At 37.5% G+C, this 19,792-nt stretch carries 14 protein-coding genes, 4 tRNA genes and 2 pseudogenes; 13 read left to right on the top strand and 7 right to left on the bottom strand.

Going from position 1 to position 19,792, the window contains the following annotated elements; genetic code table 11:
• Positions 1 to 222: pseudogene (locus H592_RS0110435) on the bottom strand (IS4 family transposase); the annotation flags it as partial.
• Between the two features lie 524 nt (positions 223 to 746).
• Between H592_RS0110435 and H592_RS0110430 the strand changes: the two are divergent.
• Complete coding sequence (locus tag H592_RS0110430) at positions 747 to 1,229, top strand: hypothetical protein (RefSeq protein ID WP_028868728.1); 483 nt, start codon at positions 747 to 749, stop codon at positions 1,227 to 1,229.
• 141 nt (positions 1,230 to 1,370) lie between these two features.
• Here the strand turns inward: H592_RS0110430 and H592_RS0110425 are convergent, their stop codons facing one another.
• The gene (locus tag H592_RS0110425) at positions 1,371 to 2,519 is read right to left on the bottom strand and encodes a methyltransferase (protein ID WP_028868727.1); all 1,149 of its coding nucleotides are present in this window, start codon (positions 2,517 to 2,519) and stop codon (positions 1,371 to 1,373) included.
• Between the two features lie 117 nt (positions 2,520 to 2,636).
• Between H592_RS0110425 and H592_RS0110420 the strand changes: the two genes are divergently transcribed.
• From H592_RS0110420 to H592_RS0110405, 4 genes and pseudogenes are all read left to right on the top strand, one after another.
• Positions 2,637 to 3,734, top strand: a complete 1,098-nt coding sequence (locus H592_RS0110420; RefSeq protein WP_028868726.1) for a glycoside hydrolase family 18 protein — start codon at positions 2,637 to 2,639, stop codon at positions 3,732 to 3,734.
• 108 nt (positions 3,735 to 3,842) lie between these two features.
• Positions 3,843 to 4,442 carry a PhnA domain-containing protein gene (locus H592_RS0110415; RefSeq protein ID WP_028868725.1) on the top strand — a complete coding sequence of 200 codons (600 nt, stop codon included), beginning with the start codon at positions 3,843 to 3,845 and terminating at the stop codon, positions 4,440 to 4,442.
• Positions 4,443 to 4,586: 144 nt separating this feature from the next.
• A pseudogene (locus H592_RS24890) lies at positions 4,587 to 4,812 on the top strand (DUF3302 domain-containing protein); the annotation flags it as partial.
• A gap of 280 nt (positions 4,813 to 5,092) precedes the next feature.
• On the top strand, positions 5,093 to 6,094 hold the full coding sequence (locus tag H592_RS0110405) for an HlyD family secretion protein (RefSeq protein ID WP_028868724.1): 1,002 nt from the start codon (positions 5,093 to 5,095) through the stop codon (positions 6,092 to 6,094).
• 292 nt (positions 6,095 to 6,386) lie between these two features.
• Here the strand turns inward: H592_RS0110405 and pyrC are convergent, their stop codons facing one another.
• From pyrC to pdsR, 4 genes are all read right to left on the bottom strand, one after another.
• On the bottom strand, positions 6,387 to 7,418 hold the full coding sequence (pyrC, locus tag H592_RS0110400; RefSeq protein ID WP_028868723.1) for a dihydroorotase: 1,032 nt from the start codon (positions 7,416 to 7,418) through the stop codon (positions 6,387 to 6,389).
• Positions 7,419 to 7,673: 255 nt separating this feature from the next.
• Positions 7,674 to 8,627, bottom strand: a complete 954-nt coding sequence (locus H592_RS0110395; protein WP_028868722.1) for a coproporphyrinogen III oxidase — start codon at positions 8,625 to 8,627, stop codon at positions 7,674 to 7,676.
• 55 nt (positions 8,628 to 8,682) lie between these two features.
• On the bottom strand, positions 8,683 to 10,941 hold the full coding sequence (pdsS, locus tag H592_RS0110390; protein WP_037071569.1) for a proteobacterial dedicated sortase system histidine kinase: 2,259 nt from the start codon (positions 10,939 to 10,941) through the stop codon (positions 8,683 to 8,685).
• The gene (gene pdsR, locus H592_RS22030) at positions 10,932 to 11,669 is read right to left on the bottom strand and encodes a proteobacterial dedicated sortase system response regulator (RefSeq protein WP_037071567.1); all 738 of its coding nucleotides are present in this window, start codon (positions 11,667 to 11,669) and stop codon (positions 10,932 to 10,934) included. The genes pdsS and pdsR overlap by 10 nt, the downstream gene beginning before the upstream one ends.
• 211 nt (positions 11,670 to 11,880) lie before the next feature.
• Here pdsR and H592_RS23270 point away from each other — a divergent pair, with 211 nt between their 5' ends.
• The 4 genes from H592_RS23270 to H592_RS0110360 all read left to right on the top strand — a co-directional run bounded on the left by H592_RS23270 (position 11,881) and on the right by H592_RS0110360 (position 17,674).
• Entirely contained in the window at positions 11,881 to 13,188 is a 1,308-nt protein-coding gene (locus tag H592_RS23270; protein WP_051369129.1) for an OmpA family protein, read from the top strand.
• 437 nt (positions 13,189 to 13,625) lie between these two features.
• Entirely contained in the window at positions 13,626 to 14,558 is a 933-nt protein-coding gene (locus H592_RS0110370) for an HAD-IIB family hydrolase (RefSeq protein WP_028868720.1), read from the top strand.
• A gap of 16 nt (positions 14,559 to 14,574) precedes the next feature.
• Positions 14,575 to 15,798: a glycosyltransferase family protein gene (locus tag H592_RS0110365; RefSeq protein ID WP_028868719.1), complete on the top strand. Its 1,224-nt coding sequence runs from the start codon at positions 14,575 to 14,577 to the stop codon at positions 15,796 to 15,798.
• 103 nt (positions 15,799 to 15,901) lie between these two features.
• Positions 15,902 to 17,674: a sugar phosphorylase gene (locus tag H592_RS0110360; protein ID WP_425414385.1), complete on the top strand. Its 1,773-nt coding sequence runs from the start codon at positions 15,902 to 15,904 to the stop codon at positions 17,672 to 17,674.
• 150 nt (positions 17,675 to 17,824) lie between these two features.
• Here H592_RS0110360 and H592_RS0110355 read toward each other — a convergent pair whose 3' ends face one another.
• Positions 17,825 to 18,835, bottom strand: a complete 1,011-nt coding sequence (locus H592_RS0110355; RefSeq protein ID WP_028868717.1) for a DUF3014 domain-containing protein — start codon at positions 18,833 to 18,835, stop codon at positions 17,825 to 17,827.
• Positions 18,836 to 19,366: 531 nt separating this feature from the next.
• On the opposite strand from H592_RS0110355, the gene H592_RS0110350 reads away from it, so the two are divergent.
• From H592_RS0110350 to H592_RS0110335, 4 genes are all read left to right on the top strand, one after another.
• A tRNA-Pro gene (locus tag H592_RS0110350) sits at positions 19,367 to 19,443 on the top strand.
• A 48-nt stretch (positions 19,444 to 19,491) separates the two neighbouring features.
• Positions 19,492 to 19,568: transfer RNA gene (locus tag H592_RS0110345), tRNA-Arg, on the top strand.
• A 19-nt stretch (positions 19,569 to 19,587) separates the two neighbouring features.
• Positions 19,588 to 19,663: transfer RNA gene (locus H592_RS0110340), tRNA-His, on the top strand.
• Positions 19,664 to 19,700: 37 nt separating this feature from the next.
• A tRNA-Leu gene (locus tag H592_RS0110335) sits at positions 19,701 to 19,785 on the top strand.
• Positions 19,786 to 19,792: the final 7 nt, after the last annotated feature.

Below are 19,792 nucleotides of genomic sequence, written 5' to 3'. Positions count from 1 at the left end.
AGCAACAGAGTCTACTTTTAGCCAAACCCAAAGCATTAATAGATAAACAACATCACTGGCTGGTATGCCTGAGCGTTTAGAAAACTTAGCTTGACGTAACATCGTATTAAAACGCAGGCTCTTCCATGTTGAGCTAAATGTGTTATCAATTTTAAGGTTTTTTTGGTTAAGTAAGTCAGCGGTTAATGATGGTAAGTTCAAGGGCTTTGTGGCAGAATTCATTTGATGTCTCTTGTGGTTTCTTACTTTGTCTAGATAACAAGTATTTTACCACAATGAGACGTCAACCTATTTTAAATCATCAAGTTACTTTAGTTTTATTATCTGTTTTGAATCCCGAAACTTGAGTTATAAACCTTTCTATTAATTGTTAACAATGGCTATTGTTACCAACAACATTGACTCGCTATCTAGTAGATAATTAGTATTACTATTTTTACTAGATTATCTCCATAGAGATAAGCAAAGTGAGTCAGTGTTGCTATTTATACAGCTTTTACGTTATAAACTTCTTTTCATAACTTGTTTGTAGAAGCGCCGTTCTAAACTCAATAGTTTTCTTTTTACTATATAAATCATCGATACTTTATAATTTAACCTATCTAGATAATGAAATATTCGTTATCTATATGTGGAGTTGGGGATGTGGAGTTGAGTTTAAAACGCGTTATTGGCGACAGTAGCTACTAATAGGCTTCTAGGCTATCATCGCACTGCATATTAACTGTAAAAATTGGGATAGAAAAATGAATTTAACGAAATTATTACCACTATTGGCATTTACAGTTGCAATACCTACTTTCGCCGCTGAAGTCAGTAAGATTAATGAAAATAACATGATTGGTCATTGGCGCTGCCAGCACCAAACAGAAGAGCCAAATACCAAGATGAAAGTTAAGGTCAGCTATAACATAAATTATGCTAAGCAAGGGAAGTCGAGTGGCTCTGGTACTGTATTGCTGAAGATTCCAGGTATGCCTGAATTGACATTTAATGAAACCGATAAATCGTCATGGCAGTTAAAAGGTGATCAACTTGTTATGTCATCCACTGAGATTGACTTCACCAATGTTAGTCATCCACAATTAAATAACTTTTTTAATTTTAATGATATTTTGCCAGATAGTATTAACGAATCAGGCAAGGTATTAGCATTAACTACTTCAACATTAACGGTTAAATCTACTGCTTATGGTGAAGTGTATTCCTGCTCCCGGTTAAAGGGTTAAAGGGTTAAAGGGTTAAAGGGTTAAAAGAAAAGGTTGTTTATTTAGCGGTGGCTTGCCTGAATTAATCAATAGAGCATTTTAATTGTTAACGAGTATAGGCAACCTCAAGTGTAAACATTTACACTTGAGGTTTTTTATCGTCTATTCCATTTTAATAGCACGCAAAATAACAAACTTTTTGTTTTCTGCGATTAATTCACAGTTTCCAAAAATACGCTCTAATTTATCTTGGTAATCTAAATGGCGATTACCAACAATCACTAACTCTCCGTTCACAGCTAAACAGAAATGTGCATCATTAAACATGCTCCACGCGATATGGTCGGTAATTGCATGTTGTTGATGGAAAGGAGGGTTACATAATATTAAATCATAACTACGCGCTTTAAATCCAACCAGCCCGTTGTTTACTACAAAACGAGTATTATCAGAACGTTCTTCTTCGAAGTTTTTCAGCATATTAATACGTGCCGAATCTACTGCCATATAAGATTCATCAATGAATGTGATTTGTGCATCCGGGTATGCCACTGCAGCTGCCATGCCGACTACGCCGTTACCACATCCCAAATCCACCACTTTAGTAAAATCACCTTCAGGCAAGTTATCCATTAAGTAGCGACCACCGATATCTAAATGGTTACGTGAAAATACATTTGCATGGTTATGAACTTTCCAATCGAAACGTTCAACATCCCAAGTTATTGCCACTTCATCTTCTGACACTTCTGTTTGATCAACGATACTGAATATTAAACGTGATTTTTTCTTTGCTAATGACGTTTTAGTGGTACCAATATATTTTTCAAATAAAGCCAGTGTTGATTTATGGATTGTATCCACTTTACCAGCAGCAACCACTATTGTATCTTTGCCAATAACTGTACTTAGTTGTTGTAATTGATACTCTAAGAAAGCCAGTGTTTTTGGTATTTTTATCAATACTACTTTGACGTTATCCGGTAATGATTGCAGACTGTCTTGAATTAATAAACTTTCTGGTTCGCAATGATTACGTTGCATATTAAGTTTTATTGAACTTACTGAGAGAAAAGAGTCTGAAACAACAGTTCTTTCAATGTTGTTAAAGTAACAACTTAATGCACCAAAACCGTCGTTGATAATTAATAGTTGCCCATCTTCAGTAATGTATTTATTCAATTCATTTTCATTAAAATGGTTGATCAAGTATTCATCAGCTGAATCCCAAGCTTGTAATGTTTCATTTTTTCTTCTTGGATGGCGATGTAATATTAAAGTTTGATCTGCAATTATTAATGCTTCATTCATAGCGTTTGCCTAATTTGGTGTGTGTAAAGATACTTATTTCTCTATTTTAACTTGCTTGTCCTATTAAGGTAAGTGATATTATTAACTGTATTCAAATGAAAAAGGATAACTCTGTTTGTGAAAACTATATTGCCTACAAATAAATTATTTGCGAACAAATTAATAAAAGCTTTTGCTTTTTGTTTTCCACTCTTTTTTCTCGCTGCTTGTGATAATCAAACATCAGAATTATTGGATGATATTTGGGACGGTAGTGAAGATGATGTGTGTGAGGAAGACGTCACCAGTGTTGATTTTAAACAAATTGCATACTGGTCTATTAGTGATGAAGAAACGCTTGATGACATTGATTTTACAAAACTAACTCATGTTATTTATAACAAAATAGGTGTTGAGTCTAATGGGAATTTAATCTTACCCACTGGTGAAGACTTAGATGAATTTAAAGAGATGATTGATTTGGCTCACACCTCAAATATCTATGCCATGGCCTCTATTGGCAATGCGAGTGACTCAGCTTTTAACTCTATCGCAGGAAATACAACGGCCTTAAATGACTTTATCGCTAATGTTGAGAATTTGATCAAAGATTATGACCTAGACGGTATAGATATCAATTGGCAATTCCCAACAACTGATGATGAAGGGGACTTATTTGAAGATTTAGTCAAAGAAGTTTCTGATCTGACTACCGACCAAGGTGTGCTGTTTAGTTACGTAGTTGATTCCGGAGAGGATGATGACGCAACTGATCAAGGTGTGCAAGAGGATGCGTTAGGTTACCCTGATTTTGTGAATGTGATGGCGCTCAACACAACAGACAATGATGAGCTACATTCTTCTTTAGAAGATGCAAAAGAAGCGATCACCTACTGGACCAATCGTTGTGTGGTAAAGAACAAAATAGTATTAGCGATTCCTGTTTACTCGCAGGGAGATGCGGTATTAGATTTTAATGATATTGTGAGTGATGACCTTGATAACGCGTGTGTTGATGAAGCAACGAATGTTGAAGGTCCAAGCGGCAATATCTATGACAACATTAACTATAATGGTATAGCGACTGTGATTGCCAAAACAGCATATGCACAAACCAAAGCAGGTGGGGTTATCCTCAATGCTGTCAATCAAGATTATGTTGAAGATGCTGACTACTCACTGTTGAATACCATGTATCTGCAGTCTATATATCAATCAAATACAATTTGTGATTAAACATCTGTCCTTGTGGTTAAATATTGAAGACTATTTCTGGTTTTTTTTATTGATAAAAGGGCGCATAATAGCGCCCTTTATTTACCCTACTAACTATAAGGTCATATTATGCCGATCAATGCAGCTTTAACAGAACGTAGTAATGGATGTTGTGAATTATGTTCATCGACCAATGAACTGTCTATTTTCGAAGTGCCACCTGTTAAAGAACCTAACTCAGATAAATCAGTGTTGGTATGTTCTACTTGTTTGCCTCAAATCGAAAAAACAGTCGAGATGGATAATAACCATTGGCGTTGTCTTAACGATAGTATGTGGAACCAAGTACCTGCTGTGCAAGTAACTGCTTTTCGTTTATTAACACGTTTAAGTAAAGCGGGTGAAGTTTGGGCTCAAGATCTACTAGATATGATGTACATGGAAGATGAGCAAAAGGCTTGGGCTGATTATGGTGTTGCTGCGGATGAAATAGAAGATGTTGCGCCAACGCGTGACTCAAATGGTGTGGTGTTAGTCGCGGGTGACAACGTTACTTTAATCAAAGATCTTGAAGTTAAAGGCGGTAACTTTACTGCTAAACGTGGTACGCCGGTGAGAAATATCTCATTAACGGATAATCCTGAGCACATTGAAGGGCGTGTAAATGGTGTTCGCATTGTGTTACTTACTTGTTATCTTAAAAAAATGCCGTTATTTGAAGATAAATAACGATTTAAGTTATTAAAAATTAGATGAAATTTCTAAATTCAAGCCCGTTATGTGATTACTTTATGATATTTAAAGGAATTACGTGATGGGCTTTCTAATATCTGCGATACTAATAACAAGTTAATATCAATTACAGGATGTAATATGCTTGAAAATATCGCTTTAGGAATATTAATATTTATATTTGTTACCTTATTTTATGGAATGGTCGCTATACATGATATACCCTATAAAATAGCCAAAAAACGTAATCATCCGCAACAAGATGCCTTACAGGTAGCGGGATGGATCAGTTTATTAACTCTCCATATTCTCTGGCCATTTTTATGGATTTGGGCAACATCATACCGTCAAAATAGAAGTTGGGGCGGGGCTGAAAATGCAGAATCAGTCACAAGCAAAGAAACCAACCTACAATTAATTAACTTACAAAACCTTATCAATCTGCAACATCGAGTTGAAACGATCGAAACTGTCTTATCAATTAAATCCTCTGAAAAAGTGAAAGCAGTAGCAGAGACAAATATCGCTTCTGAAGATAATATTAATTTTAAAGTCGATCAAGACGTAGAAGATTTTGATAAACAAACCTCTCAATTATTCGAAGAAATAGATAAATTAAACCTTGAACAACAACAAGGAGATAAATAATGGATTGGTTGATAACGTTAAGCTACCTATCAATTTGTGTGGTTATATTCAGAGTGTTTGGTATTCCATTTAATCGCTGGACAGTTCCTAGCGCTATAGTAGGCGGAGCTATTTTAGTGGGTTCGTTAACTTTATTGATTAACTATACCCATCCTTATTCAGACTCGAGTAAACAATATTTTGTAACGACACCGATTGTCCCTGTCGTCCAAGGAACTGTGCTCTCAGTTGATATAACAGCAAATACTCACATTAATAAGGGTGATATATTATTCAGAATTGATCCGTTACCTTATCAAAATAAAGTGGCGCAATTAACCGCGAAAATCGTGATTGCAAAGCAACAATATTTAAGTGCACGAGAACTAAGTAAAGAAGAACTAAGTAAACCAGAGTTAAGTGAGCAAAAGTCAAAAACTGAAAATGTAGACAATCAAGAAGATATTGATATCACTAAAGCAACAATTGATGGTTTAAATGCGCAATTAAATGAGGCAACCTATAATTTAAGAAATACAATTGTCCGAGCGCATAGTGATGGTTATGTTACTCAAATATCGGTATTCCCTGGTCTGCGTGTTGTTCCCATACCACTAAAGCCCGCGATGCTTTTTATCCAAGAAAGCTCATTTAAGTATGTTAGTTGGTATCCTCAAAATAAGATTTTACAAATCAAAGCGGGTTATCGCGCTGAGTTAGTATTTGATGCCTTACCTGGTAAAGTATTTGCCGCTGAAGTTACTAAGGTCTTACCGAATATTGCAGATGGGGAAATGAAAGCCAATGCCTCTTTACTTGACCTGACTTCACCTCATGTGGGCAAAGTCCCTGTTGTATTTGAGATTAAAGACCTTAATTTTGAACAATACCGTGATCTATTACCGCTAGGTGCATATGGACAAAGTGCTGTGTATTCAGAGGAATTCGAGGAACTGACGATCATCCGTAAAGTGCTATTACGTATGTCATCATGGGCATCTTATGTTTTGCCAATTCACTAATATGTTAGGTTCAAACTTTAAAGCGTGCGATGTAGACAAAAGCTTGATGCATTTAATTCAATTGTTCAGGGTAGTATAAGCGGGGCATTATAAATAGCTAAAGAGGTAAAAATCAAACTAATAAAGATAGGTGGTGAAAACAGAGTCATCGATTCGGTCATCTTGTTATGACTAAAAAAGACTTATTATTGGTACAGAAGGTTTATCTGTACCAATAATTACCCATTAAAATCAATTTAATATGTATTAATTAACCATCAGCGAACATCCCGTCAATCATTAATTCTAGAAGTTATAGCACTTTCCAGGTCATTGTTTCATTCGCTTTAATAGGCACAACTACATCATTACCAAAATGCAGTGTTGCAGGCACATCCCACGATAATTTCTCTAATGTAACCGTATCTGTATTACGTGGTAATTGGTAAAAATCAGGACCATTAAAGCTTGCAAAGCCCTCTAATTTGTCTAAAGCATTTTCAGCTTCAAACACTTCAGCGTATAACTCTAAAGCTGCAAATGCAGTATACGAACCCGCACAGCCACATGCTGATTCTTTAGCGCCAATGCTATGAGGTGCAGAATCAGTCCCTAAGAAAAACTTCTTGCTACCACTGGTTGCGGCTTTAACAAGAGCTGCTTGGTGTGTATTACGTTTTAGGATAGGTAGGCAATAAAAATGCGGCTTAATGCCGCCCACTAACATATGATTGCGGTTAAACATTAAATGATGTGCAGTGATGGTGGCTGCTACATTGTCACTTGCTTGGTTAACAAACTCCACGGCATTTGCCGTCGTAATATGTTCAAGCACTATTTTAAGGTTTGGATACGTTGCCACTATAGGGGCAAGTACTTCTTTCAAAAATACTTCTTCACGGTCAAAAATATCAACATCGTGTGCAGTTACTTCACCATGCACCAATAATGGCATGTTGACGTCTTGCATTGCTTGTAACGCAGCTTTGATATTATTGACATCCGTTACCCCTGAATCTGAGTTAGTGGTTGCGCCGGCCGGATAAAGTTTAGCAGCATACACATGGCCCGATGCTTTGGCTTTTTTTATCTCTTCAGCACTGGTGTTGTCAGTTAAGTAAATTACCATTAACGGCGTGAACGTGGCTTGTGGTTGCTCTGCTAAAATACGTTCACGGTATGCTAAAGCACTTTCGGTTGTCATCACGGGGGGCACTAAATTAGGCATAACAATCGCGCGGCCCATGTAACGACTAGTATCACGAACGGTATCTTTTAATACATCTCCATCGCGTAAATGTACATGCCAATCGTCTGGTCGAGTAATGGTTAATTTGCTGCTCATAAAATGCTCCGCATAATAGGGGGAAGAAAGTGTGGGGATGATTTTAGAAGTATAAAAAGGTGAAGTAAAGGTCTAGTTAAGTCGTTATCATTAATCACCTTGATTACATTATGCTTTTAGTAAAATAGAGTATCGAGTGTCATCTTGATAAAAGCTAAAACTCGATACTCAACGAACGTATACACAATGGTTACAAACAACGTTTGCAGATAATAGTTACTGATTACTGATAGCGATAGTACCTAGTGTTCACAATCAAGCTGTATAATGTTGTCTTATAGCCTGCGCAATATTCGCTTTAATACTGGCATCAACATGCACACTTTTTTGTGGTGGTAATAGGTCCACCAAAGATTGTACTAAAGGCTGTTTTTCTAATGGGGAGTGAGCTACCCAACTCGCTAACAAATCGCGATTAATGTAAGCAGGTAAAGAGCCTAATGTACCGACATCATTTTGACTATGAATTAATAGACCTGCAGTCGTGCCTTTATCCAAGGTCAGTACTTGGTAAAAATAAAGTGTGTGATAATCTAATTGTTGCTGTAATTCTTGATCAGAAGGGGGCGGTAAGCGACTAAATTTATCGTTTAAGATAGCGATATAACAGTCGATAGCTTGAGTAGCAAAATCAATCCCGAAGTGTTTAGGAGTGTGCTCATTCCCGGTAAATCCTTCTAAATAAAAATGGCTGACTCCGCGGTGTTTATTCAATGCGGGAATGAAAAAATATGTTTCGCCTTGCGCAATGCCACTCTCAAAATGCTCGCCACTGGCTTGTTGTAACATATTGTTAAAGAGTAAATTATCCGAAGGGTCTACAATGGCTGGGTTCAAGTCCGCCATTAAACGCCAGTATTGATGGCCATTTTTAAGTTCAGTCCAACTCACGTGAATATGAATCGAAGGAGCAAGTGGGTGTTGAGGATGAATAATGGTAGATAACGCCGTTGCCGATAAAAAAGCTTTATCAGGTTTGTCCTCATATTGTACTTGCGATACGTTAACAGAAGCGCGATTAAAGACCATATTAGTGGTTGCTTCGAAGCGCTGGCCTCCACCATGATTGCCATTATCTCGCAACCATTCAACACTTTTAAATTCAGTGCCAGTAGAAAGCTTTTGTAGTTTTTGTACAAAATATTGTTGAACTTGACTGAGTTCTGTTAAAGCAAACTGAGCTTTCTCTGAAGAGGCCAATACGCGCATAAAAATTCCTGTATTAATATAAGTGGTCAGTTCAATTGCTGTTTAATGATAACAATTAAGAGTGCATAAGGGGCAAGGTAATGGTTACGGTGACGCCCGTCAAGTCGCTATTGTTTTCGATGGTTAACGTAGCTTGATGGTATTCACAAATCATTTTGGCAATATAAAGACCTAAGCCAAGGTGCGTGTCATGCTGTTGAGAAGCAGGGCGTACAGATACCATTGATTGAAATAGATCCTGATTATTATCGGAACTTAACAATGTCCCTTGATTAGTAATACTTAGACTGATGTGATCCGTTTGCTGTGGACTGCCTAACGCTTTATTACTCGCCGTTTTACTACCAACGTACGATAAATTACTAGGCAACTTTACTAAGTTGATCACAATCGCCTGTTTAGAGATAGAGAATTCAACCGCATTATTAATGATTTTGTCTAGCATTTGCACTAAAAAATCAGGATCTGCATTAATCATGGCTGTTTCCTCACCAAGATACTTTTCAAATGTGGATTGTGGATACACCATTTCATATCCCTGTAAACAACTGTCCAATAATGTGCGCAGGTCTATGGGTTGTTTTTCCGCCTGTTGTAAGCTTTGTTCAATACGACTGGCTTCACTCATACTCGTCAGTATTTTACTGAGCCGTTGAATACCCTGTTGCGAGCGTGTGATGTATTTTTGTTGTTGAGCGTCGCAGGGTAATAAAGATAAGTTTTCTAATGAAGAGCGCACCACGGCAACTGGGGTTCTTAACTCATGAGACAACCGAGAAGATAGCTGTTCAACATAGTGATGATATTGACCCAAGCGTTGTACCATATCAGCCATGCTACGTGATAGGTCACCAATTTCATCGCTGTGTTTACTGGCACTAAATGTATCTTTTAAACGTCCGTTGTTATCCAGTATTTGTTCACTTTGGTCACGTAAAGCGCGAACACGGTTGATCACAGTAGAAAGGAATAAAAATAGCAGTACACCAGCAACAAAAATGACACCTAATAATACACTGAACATTTTTTGTAAGGCTTGGTTACGTAATGTAATGATGCCATTATTCGTTTCTTCTGCTATCACCACTCCCACTACTTTATCATGAACAAATATAGGGTGTGTTGCACTGAGAATAGACACTTTTTTGTCACTACTTAAGCGCCATTGAGTCGCCGCTTTTCCGTCTAGTGATTGTTTGACGAGGTTATTATTAAGTTGTGTGGTGTGTTGGTTTTTATCTATAAAGTGATTCTCTGGTTGTTCTAATAACAGTGCATAGAGTGGAGATAATAATCTTGCTTCAATCTTTGTCCAAAAGCTTGTGTCTTGATCATTAGTCGCTTCTGCAGGCCAAATTCCTGTTGCTTGATGAATATCTCCAGCTTGTGCGATAACCCGTTGGTGTCTATCAACCACCCACAGCCTTGCTCGTGTATGACGCATTGCTAAGAGTATTTGTTCTATCTCGGGAGAAGGGATCAATACACTACCGAGCTTATTAATATCAAGCAAATTGGAAGTGCTGATTACATTATCTACTCGCTTTGAATCAAGTGTTGAGGCCGTGTTGAGTTGAAAGCCAAGCTTATCGCCTAATAATGTAAGTGGCATGCGTAACTCAATATTATACCCCTGTTTCGTAGACTGCCAGATACCTTGAATTGACTTTTCTCGGGTAAGGTTTGTTGCATAAATACTATGTTGCGGATACCGGTAAGCATTAAACCAGCCGTCATTAGCGACCGAAATAATATAACGTTGTAACTCGCCTTCAGGTGAACTCATGGCAATAATTAAGTGGTCATTGTCGGTGACTTGAGTTGAATTTTTTGCTCGTGTAATTGGGTGTTGGTTAGAGACTTCAAAATGTGCGTATAAGAAACCATCTCGCTTACCCAGTAATTGATTAAAATGCACATTGTTGGTGTTGGTGTTGGTGTTGGTCTTGGTGTAGATGTCGGTGTTTGCTGTTTGCCCTTCAAGCGGATCATTTTGATAGCTATTCTTAAAGCCTCGATTTACTCCCCAATCTTCATTATTAGCATCTAAGCGAATCGATTGTGCTAGGTTATGAATGTATAAATCTTGGCCTTTAGTGACATTAGGCAAAAAACTTGCGTGCTCATTAAATAAACTCGGCCTTTCATGTAAAGCAGTGGCAATCGCGCTGCTGGTTCCGAGTAAGGTTTGTTGTTGTCCTTCTCGTAAAAAATTCTCCATTTCAACGACAAACTGATAGGCAAATAATGGTAACAGTAATAATAAACTACTGAGTGCTAATACCTTGCCACGTAACCCCCACCTTAATTGCATAATGAGGATTGCGCTGTATGTTGTGATGCTGTTTCAGTGCTAACATCCCAACGATAACCCATGCCATAAATCGCGGTTATCTCGTCAAACAACGGGTCTATCTGCATGAATTTTTTACGGATCCTCTTAATATGAGACGTAATAGTATTGTCATCAACCACCATATTGGCATCGCTCATTAATTGCTGACGACTCTTGACCACACCTGATTTATGGGCGAGTGCATGAATGATCCAAAATTCAGTGATCGTGACCTCTAAATTGCTGTCCTGCCAACTAATCTGCATTTTGTCATTATCGATGGTTAGTGCACCGCGCTGTATAATATTGTGTTGTGATTGTGCATTGCTCTCACTTAATCCGATACGTCTGAATAAAGCGCTAATACGCACCATTAAATGCTCTAAACCAATTTCTTTACTTAAATAATCATCGGCCCCTAACCGTAATCCGGAAATGCTATCAAAATCATTATCACGGGCAGTCAAAAAGATAATAGGTAAACTCGCCGATAACTGTCTTAGTTGCTGACATAACAAAAAACCACCATCGTACTCATGACCTAAACCTACATCTATCACCGCTAAATCTGGCAAACGATTATTGAAGGCTTGCATCGCTTCTTCTCTACCTGAATAACCCTCTACTTGATAACCGTAGCGTTGCATCAGGTCCATATAGTTTTCACGAATAGCATGGTCATCTTCAATTATTGCAATACGTTTCATATTGAGTGTTATTCCTTTATTGCTGGTGGAAGGTTAAGTATACAAAAATCTGATAGATAGGTTTGGCTAAATTAAGCTTTGCCACTTTTTGGACACAATTGATCAGTAGTTCGCCATTTTTTGCCCCTAATCTTGCCATTTAAGTTTGTTTTAATACTGACATCTAAACAGCAACCTTAGTTGCAATATTTAATGTTAAAGGAGTCTAGGCATGTCAAAACAAACATCAACGTCATTATCACACCTTAAAAAATCATTGTTAGGTGTGGCTGTACTTTCTGCTGTCACGGGAGGCCTAGTTTTGTTGGAAGAATATAGAAGCAATAAACAGGCGTCAGCTTATTCTACTTATTTGAGCAGCTATAAAGTACCAGCCCATAATAACGATCAAGGATCGCAACAAGTGATCTTTTTTAAACGAGCAATAGATAATAGTTTATTAACCACCGATGCCAATGAGCTGGCTGCTATCGCCGAACAAAATTTGCTAGAAGATGCATATTCAGCAGGCCAACATAACACTGCAGAACGCGGTGAAGGTCATGGGGCAGATAATATGACAGTGAAAGTGAACAACAATTTTAAAACACATAATCAATCAAAAGATCAGCGACTAGCTAAATCAGAATTAAGTCCTACAACCATGGTTATTGAACCGACGTCAATAGAGGTTGAGCAGCAAGAAACTACTAACGTTTTATTTGCTTTGTCATCATCGAAGATTGCGCCTGAATTTAAATTAGCCTTATTAGATACAGCGGACTTGATAAAGCAACAGCCTAAATTGAAAAAGTGGCAGGTTATAGGCCATACGGATAAGTCTGGAAGGGCATCTTATAATTTAAGTCTCGCACACAAAAGAGCTGAAAATGTGGCTAACTATTTGATTGAGCATGGGGTCGCACAGCAACAGCTTGTTTTGGTGACATTAGGTGAATACGAAGCCATGAAGTTAACGGCAAGCACTTATAATAAAGGCTTGAGAAAAGTACAAGTCAGTCCCTATACACCCGGTGTAGATAAATTAGCAGTTCGCGTTAAAAGACAAACAGATAAAGCAGAACAACGCTTAGCATCGATAAAATTAGCCATGATTAAAAAAGCACAGGCGAAAGCATCTCAACAAGGCACTATTGATGAAACTGAAGCGATAGCTTTTGCTGTTAATCATGGGAACACTCAAGTAACTACTCATTCTCAAGTGACTATTCCTTCTCAATTAAAGCAGAGTAGCGAAGTAGTGCAGGTAAATACTGAATTAGTATTAAATGATTTTGAGTCATTTAACAATAATGATAACGAACAGCATAATATTAACCTCAAAGAAAACAAAGAAAGTCACATTGCAGCAGAAAATGAAGCACTTAATATGCGAAGAAAGACCTCTCAACAAGCTTCATTTAATGACGTCACGATACCTTCACAAAGAGAGATAAAAAGTGTCACAAAAGATCAGCAAAATACACAAATAAAGGCCATTGAAGAACCGTTAATTACTATGTTGAGCTATCAATTATAAGGGGGATACCATGTATCAATCAGATTCAAAAATAAACACACTCAGCGGATTGCTAAAAAAACATGAATTAATCAACGCGGCAGTTATTTCAAGTGCCAGTTTGTTTTTTTTAATTTATTTTGTGATGTAGGGTGAATATATATTTGATGACTTAGATTTAATAACAAATAGTTTTTAATTTAAGTCATTGTTTGTGAATGTTATTTTTAGATTAAATGAAAGGTGTTTATAATAAAAACTTACTAGGATTATTGCCTGTCATTGAGAAATAGTGAGTATAAACCATAAAAATAGCGTCTTAATTTTCCCAGTTGGCCCCATTAAAAGCAGAGGTTATTTAATTATTTTGTTAGTTGGCCCTACCCAAGGCTATTTAATTATAGTTAATTAAGAAGCACGTTTTAGCAATCAGGTGCTGATCAACAAATGGGGAATTAATGCTTAAGAAAATATTGGTTTTTACCGATTTAGATGGAACATTATTAGATCATTACACCTATCAAACTGACGCAGCGACAGAAATGATAGCAACGTTGAAGTTAAACGCGATAGACATCATCCCTAATAGTAGCAAAACGCTACCTGAAATATCCTTAATACGGGAACAGTTAGATTTATACTCTCCTTTTATCATTGAAAATGGTGCGGCTGTTTTTATCCCTATTAACTATTTTAAACAACAACCTGCCGAGACAATCGTGCAAGGTAAATACTGGGTAAAATCTTTTTGTCAAGAAAAATCATATTGGCTACAACTGTTGAATAGTGAAGCAAGTTCATTCCAACACCTGTTTCGAGGTTTCTCTGAAATGAGCAATCAGCAACTTGCTGAATTGACAGGGCTAAGTATTGAAAATGCAAAAATGGCTAAACAGCGTCAATATGGAGAGCCTCTAAATTGGTTAGGAGATGAGCAACAACAAGCAGAATTCAGCAAACTTATGAGTCGTTTAGGGGCCAACGTATTAGAAGGTGGCCGTTTTCTACATATCAGCGGGCATTGCGATAAAGGCAAAGCACAGCAATGGTTAACCGCACAATATTCACAGCAACAAGTTGCTCAAACAGCTACACATTTGACTAGACATTCAACAGAGCCTTCAAACACCGCATCCTCATTATTTCCATTGCAACAGGCTTTATTACAAAGCAATGAATCGAAGAAGCAAGTTATCAGCATTGCAATGGGCGATGGCAAAAATGATATTGCGATGCTAGAGCAAGCGACTATTGCTGTGCAGGTTCGCTCACCTGTGCATGATTTCCCCGCTTTATCGCGTACTGAACATGTTTATCAAAGTCATTTATATGGTCCTGCAGGTTGGACAGAATGTTTAAATAAGATTTTATCATCGACACAAATTTTTTAAATTAAGGAACTGAATTATGGCTGATTTTTATCAAAATGGCATTGTCACCACAATGCATAATTTAAGACAGCGTAGTAATCAAGATCTTGAAGCTGAGCTACAAACCTTTTCTTCAACACGCCCGATGGGGTTAATCTTACCTTCACTTTTCTCTGAATTAGAAGGCGAGGCATTTCCTGATATTGTGGATCACCTTTGCGAGGTCCCTTACTTATCTGAAATCGTCGTCGGTTTAGACCGCGCAAGTGAAGAACAATACCGCCATGCACTCAAATTCTTTAAAAAACTGCCTCAACATCACCGCGTATTATGGAATGAAGGACCAAGGCTAAAAGCGCTAGATGCTAAATTGCAAGCACTGGGGGTCGCACCTAAGGAGTTAGGTAAAGGACGTAATGTTTGGTATTGCATGGGTTATACCTTGGCTTCTGGTAAAGCTGAATCGGTTGCATTACATGACTGTGACATTGTTACCTATGACCGTTCATTATTAGCAAGGTTAATTTACCCCGTCGCTAATCCTGGTTTTAATTACGAATTCTGTAAAGGTTTTTATTCGCGAGTAGCAGACGGTAAAATTAATGGGCGCGTGTCTCGTTTACTGGTTACGCCCTTGGTGAAAGCATTGAAGAAAACCATTGGTCATAATGAATACTTGGAATTTATTGATAGCTTTCTCTATCCATTAGCGGGTGAATTTTCTTTCCGAAAAGATGTCTTAAGCGATTTACGTATTCCAAGTGATTGGGGATTAGAGATAGGTGTATTATCAGAAATGCATCGTAACTACGCAAGCAATCGTACTTGTCAGGTGGATATTTCAGATGCCTATGACCATAAGCATCAAGATCTTTCTTTAGAAAGCGTCGAAGGCGGTTTATCAAAAATGTCCATTGATATCAGCAAAGCATTCATCCGTAAATTAGCGACACAGGGCGAAACATTCAGCCCTGAAAGTATTCGTACGCTTAAAGCAACGTATTACCGCATTGCATTGGATTATTTAGAAATGTATCGCGGTGATGCAATGATGAATGGTTTAAGTTTGGATATTCACAATGAAGAAAAAGCAATCGAAATGTTTGCTGAAAACGTGATGACCGCAGGTCAAATATTTTTAGATAAACCAATGGATACGCCTTTTATTCCCTCTTGGAGTCGAGTGATCAGCGCTATGCCCGATGTATTAGAGCAATTAAAAGAAGCGGTAGAATTAGATCACCAAGAGTTTAGTGAATAGATAAATAGGAATTATTGCAGATATTGTGTGTTTATTTCGAAGTACTGCAAAATAAACACTATTTTCAAGGTAAACATTGGGGCGCGTGCACAAGGAGAAATGAATGGATGAATTAAACGACATGGAAGAAACGTTAATCATTTTAAAAAATAAATTAGTGCAGCAACTTAACATTATTTATAAAGAAGTTGACCTGAACATCAGTTGTGAAGAACTAAGCGAACAATTAATTAAATTAATGCGTTTAGATGAAGCTTGCTCAACGCCCGTTGCTTATCAAAGCCATTGGTCACAACAAGATGTTGTAATGATCACCTATGGAGACTCATTATTAAAAGCAGATGAAAAACCATTAGTGACACTAAAACACTTTATGGATAAATATTTAGGTGGCAGTGTTAATAGCGTTCATATTTTGCCATTCTTTCCCTATAGCTCGGACGACGGATTTTCTGTTATTGATTATTCCAGTGTCAATGAGTCCTTAGGCGACTGGAATGATATACAAGCAATAGCAAAAGATCGCCGTTTGATGTCTGACCTAGTAATTAATCATTGTTCCAGCAGAAGCGCATGGTTTGATAATTTCATTAAAGGGGAGGGGATAGGCCATGACTTTTTCTATACGGCATCCCCTGAGGATGACTTATCAGAGGTGGTGAGACCACGTACTTCCGATTTATTAAGAGAAACTGAAACGGGTAAAGGCACACAGCATGTATGGTGTACTTTTAGTCACGATCAAGTCGATTTCGATTTTAGAAATCCAGAAGTGTTAAAAAGCTTTGTCGACATTATCCGTTTATATCTTGATAGAGGCGTTAAAATTTTTAGGTTTGATGCCGTCGCATTTTTATGGAAAAAATTGAACAGTAGCTCAATCAATTTACCTGAAACTCATGAAGTCATCCGTTTATTAAGAACATTATTAGAGCATACAGAAAGCGACGCCGTTATTATTACTGAAACTAATATACCTAATACTCAAAACCTGACTTATTTTGGTAATGCCAATGAAGCACACGCTATCTACAACTTTTCATTACCGCCTTTACTGATAAATAGCTTAGTCACCGGTAACTGTTTATACCTAAAACGCTGGTTGATGAGTATGCCGCCATCTCAAAATGGTACCGCTTATTTTAATTTCATTGCATCTCATGATGGTATTGGTCTACGTCCAGCTGAAGGCTTGCTAAACGACTATGAGCTCACTACCTTAGTGGAAACCATGCAATCATTTGGTGGTAAAGTCTCATGGCGTAGCACAGCGTTAGGGCAGCAAAAAGCCTATGAAATTAATATCGCATTATTCGATGCATTACAAGGTACAACCAAAGGAGCTGATAGCTTCGGTTTACAGCGATTTATTTGTGCACACGCTGTCATGTTCGCACTAGAAGGTATTCCTGGCGTTTACATCCACAGTTTACTGGGCACACAGAATGATTATGAAAAAGTCGCTAATACTCAGCAAAATCGCTCTATTAATCGTCATCGTTGGGACTATCAGGAGCTTGAAGAGAATCTAGGGGATAAAAGCGATCATCATGCGATTGTATTAGCATCATTGAAAGAGTTATTGGATATTCGCATTAAGCAACCTGCATTTCACCCTAATGCAACCCAGTTCACTCTGCATTTAGGGTTGCAACTATTTGGATTTTGGAGACAAAGCCTAGATAGAAAACAGAGTATTTTTTGTATTAACAATATTACTGACCACGACATGGAATTATCAATTCAAGAATTAAATTTGATTATGACTGATAATTGGTTTGAACTGATTTCAGGAGAACCGCTGGATATGCAACAAGAAGTGATAGTGCTAAGCCCCTATCAAACCGTTTGGATAACTAATAACGATTATAAGTAATGAGCAGTTATGAATAGTCGCTATCAATAAATATGATTAGTAACTGATTGAATTTTGGTTAAATAATGTGAGGCATCGTATAAAAAAGAGTCCCTTTCACTATTGCTTTGAAAGGGGCTCTTTTTAGTGGTTTCGTTAAAGTAGCTTGCCTTAATCTATTTCATTAGAAGGTGTGTTGAGTATGTTCAATTCAACGGGAGAGGTTGATTGTGCCATTAACTGCGCCTGAATTTCGACTAATTTGGCTTGTATGATAGTTAGATTTTTGCCGCCTAATCTCAGTAATAGTTTTTGTGCATGATTTAACGCCTCTAATGTTGGATTATTATACAAATACATTACAGAAGGAGACTTTAATGAGATTGGGCCATTAATAACGGGAACACTTAACGCCATTTCTATTGCATCATTTAACACCTCATCAAAGTCTACACCTGGAAGCGAAATCTCTGCATAGGTTTGGTCGATAAGTGGTTTCAGCATATAGTACGTTGCCACAATTTTTTCGCTGTCGATTGAGTCTATAAATTTTGTGTAGTTATTATAACGATGGTAATTCAGTACAGATACATAGGTTTTACCGTTACTGTCTTTTTTACGAAATGGTATATCAGTTGCCAGCAATGGACTAAAGCTAGCAAGAAACTCACCACGGCTAAAATTATCAATAAAAACCACCGTGCTGCGCAACAGATCTTGCTCTAATAAATTATCAACAATTAATGTCTGTTCACTAAACTCTTCAATCGCTTCTAATACCAAAGGGTCTGACTCATCGATCAAAGGTAAATTAGAATCAATAACTATTTCAGTAGGTTGTGCCGCTGATATTGGTAATACACCTAAAGCCGAAGCCACTAACAAATCTTCCTCTTTTTGAGGTATTTCAACCTGTTCAAGGTCGGGCACTTCTTTAATAACAACCGTTTCTTTTTCGGGTTGGGCCATTGCTTCCTGTCGCTGTGTTTGTTTTAACGCAGCTAATTTCTCCATTTTATCGTTGAAATAAGAGGTCAGTCCTAAACGTTGAATTAATTGCGGTGCAGTATCAGGATAAGCGAAAAAATAGGTGCTAGTGCCAAACATCGTGAGACAAGTTAATATAAGCACAATATTAAGCCATGAATAAGCTTTCTCTTTTTTTGAATCGGGGTAAGCCATGCTTAGTGCACTCCGTTAATAATAGGTAGGCTGAAGTTATAACAATTAAACAATATTGTACCAAGTTGGATTAAAATGATATTTAATTCATGAACATATTTTATATAGCTTACCAAATCAACTTACATTAAGTTTAAAAAAATCACGTTACAAACCATTAAATGCTAAAAATGATACTAAGAACGAATTAATTGTAGACAATGCGTTTAATAATCAAGCAAGCAGAAAAATATATGCAAATAAAGTTTGACGATCACAAACCAACTCAGTAATATCTCGCCTCGTTGACAGGCATTAAGTTCTTACAAAGATTAGTTGCTTCAACAGTTCAGCTAGCGAGGTGTGATAACATATACATCCTTAATAATAAGCAGAACGGTGAGTGTTGTTTTACAACATATAACCAGTGCAATTAAATGCGCAAATGAATGCTCGGTGATTAGCGCAGTTTGATAGTGCATCTCCAGTGTTTTGTAAAAGAGTTGGACCAGAGGGTTTGACGCATAATAACAAAACACAAATAAAAATACTCGGTGATTAGCGCAGCTTGGTAGCGCATCTGGTTTGGGACCAGAGGGTCAGAGGTTCGAATCCTCTATCACCGACCACATTTTGAAAACAATGAGAAATCGTTGTAAGATATAAGTCCAGCTTTTGCGCCCTTAGCTCAGCCGGATAGAGCAACGGCCTTCTAAGCCGTAGGCCACAGGTTCGAATCCTGTAGGGCGTACCATTTTTAAAAAAGTTTAGTGGCGGATGTAGCTCAGTTGGTAGAGCCCCGGATTGTGATTCCGGTTGTCGCGGGTTCAAACCCCGTCATTCGCCCCATTTTTTAAATCTTAAGTTTGAAAATGTTTAAATCGTTGCGGAATTGGCGGAATTGGTAGACGCGCTAGATTTAGGTTCTAGTATCGTAAGATGTGAGAGTTCAAGTCTCTCATTCCGCACCATTTAAAC

This window comes from Psychromonas arctica DSM 14288 (genome assembly GCF_000482725.1).
In the GTDB taxonomy this organism is placed as follows: Bacteria; Pseudomonadota; Gammaproteobacteria; order Enterobacterales; family Psychromonadaceae; genus Psychromonas; species Psychromonas arctica.
This window is presented reverse-complemented; position numbering and strand designations above follow the sequence as displayed.

Bases quoted from the DNA above. Each gene is read 5' to 3' on its own strand.
- H592_RS0110430 (WP_028868728.1), top strand. From the start codon at position 747: ATGAATTTAACGAAATTATTACCACTATTGGCATTTACAGTTGCAATA.
- H592_RS0110425 (WP_028868727.1), bottom strand. From the start codon at position 2,519: ATGAATGAAGCATTAATAATTGCAGATCAAACTTTAATATTACATCGC.
- H592_RS0110415 (WP_028868725.1), top strand. From the start codon at position 3,843: ATGCCGATCAATGCAGCTTTAACAGAACGTAGTAATGGATGTTGTGAA.
- H592_RS0110405 (WP_028868724.1), top strand. From the start codon at position 5,093: ATGGATTGGTTGATAACGTTAAGCTACCTATCAATTTGTGTGGTTATA.
- pyrC (WP_028868723.1), bottom strand. From the start codon at position 7,418: ATGAGCAGCAAATTAACCATTACTCGACCAGACGATTGGCATGTACAT.
- H592_RS0110395 (WP_028868722.1), bottom strand. From the start codon at position 8,627: ATGCGCGTATTGGCCTCTTCAGAGAAAGCTCAGTTTGCTTTAACAGAA.
- pdsS (WP_037071569.1), bottom strand. From the start codon at position 10,941: ATGCAATTAAGGTGGGGGTTACGTGGCAAGGTATTAGCACTCAGTAGT.
- pdsR (WP_037071567.1), bottom strand. From the start codon at position 11,669: ATGAAACGTATTGCAATAATTGAAGATGACCATGCTATTCGTGAAAAC.
- H592_RS23270 (WP_051369129.1), top strand. From the start codon at position 11,881: ATGTCAAAACAAACATCAACGTCATTATCACACCTTAAAAAATCATTG.
- H592_RS0110370 (WP_028868720.1), top strand. From the start codon at position 13,626: ATGCTTAAGAAAATATTGGTTTTTACCGATTTAGATGGAACATTATTA.
- H592_RS0110365 (WP_028868719.1), top strand. From the start codon at position 14,575: ATGGCTGATTTTTATCAAAATGGCATTGTCACCACAATGCATAATTTA.
- H592_RS0110360 (WP_425414385.1), top strand. From the start codon at position 15,902: ATGGATGAATTAAACGACATGGAAGAAACGTTAATCATTTTAAAAAAT.
- H592_RS0110355 (WP_028868717.1), bottom strand. From the start codon at position 18,835: ATGGCTTACCCCGATTCAAAAAAAGAGAAAGCTTATTCATGGCTTAAT.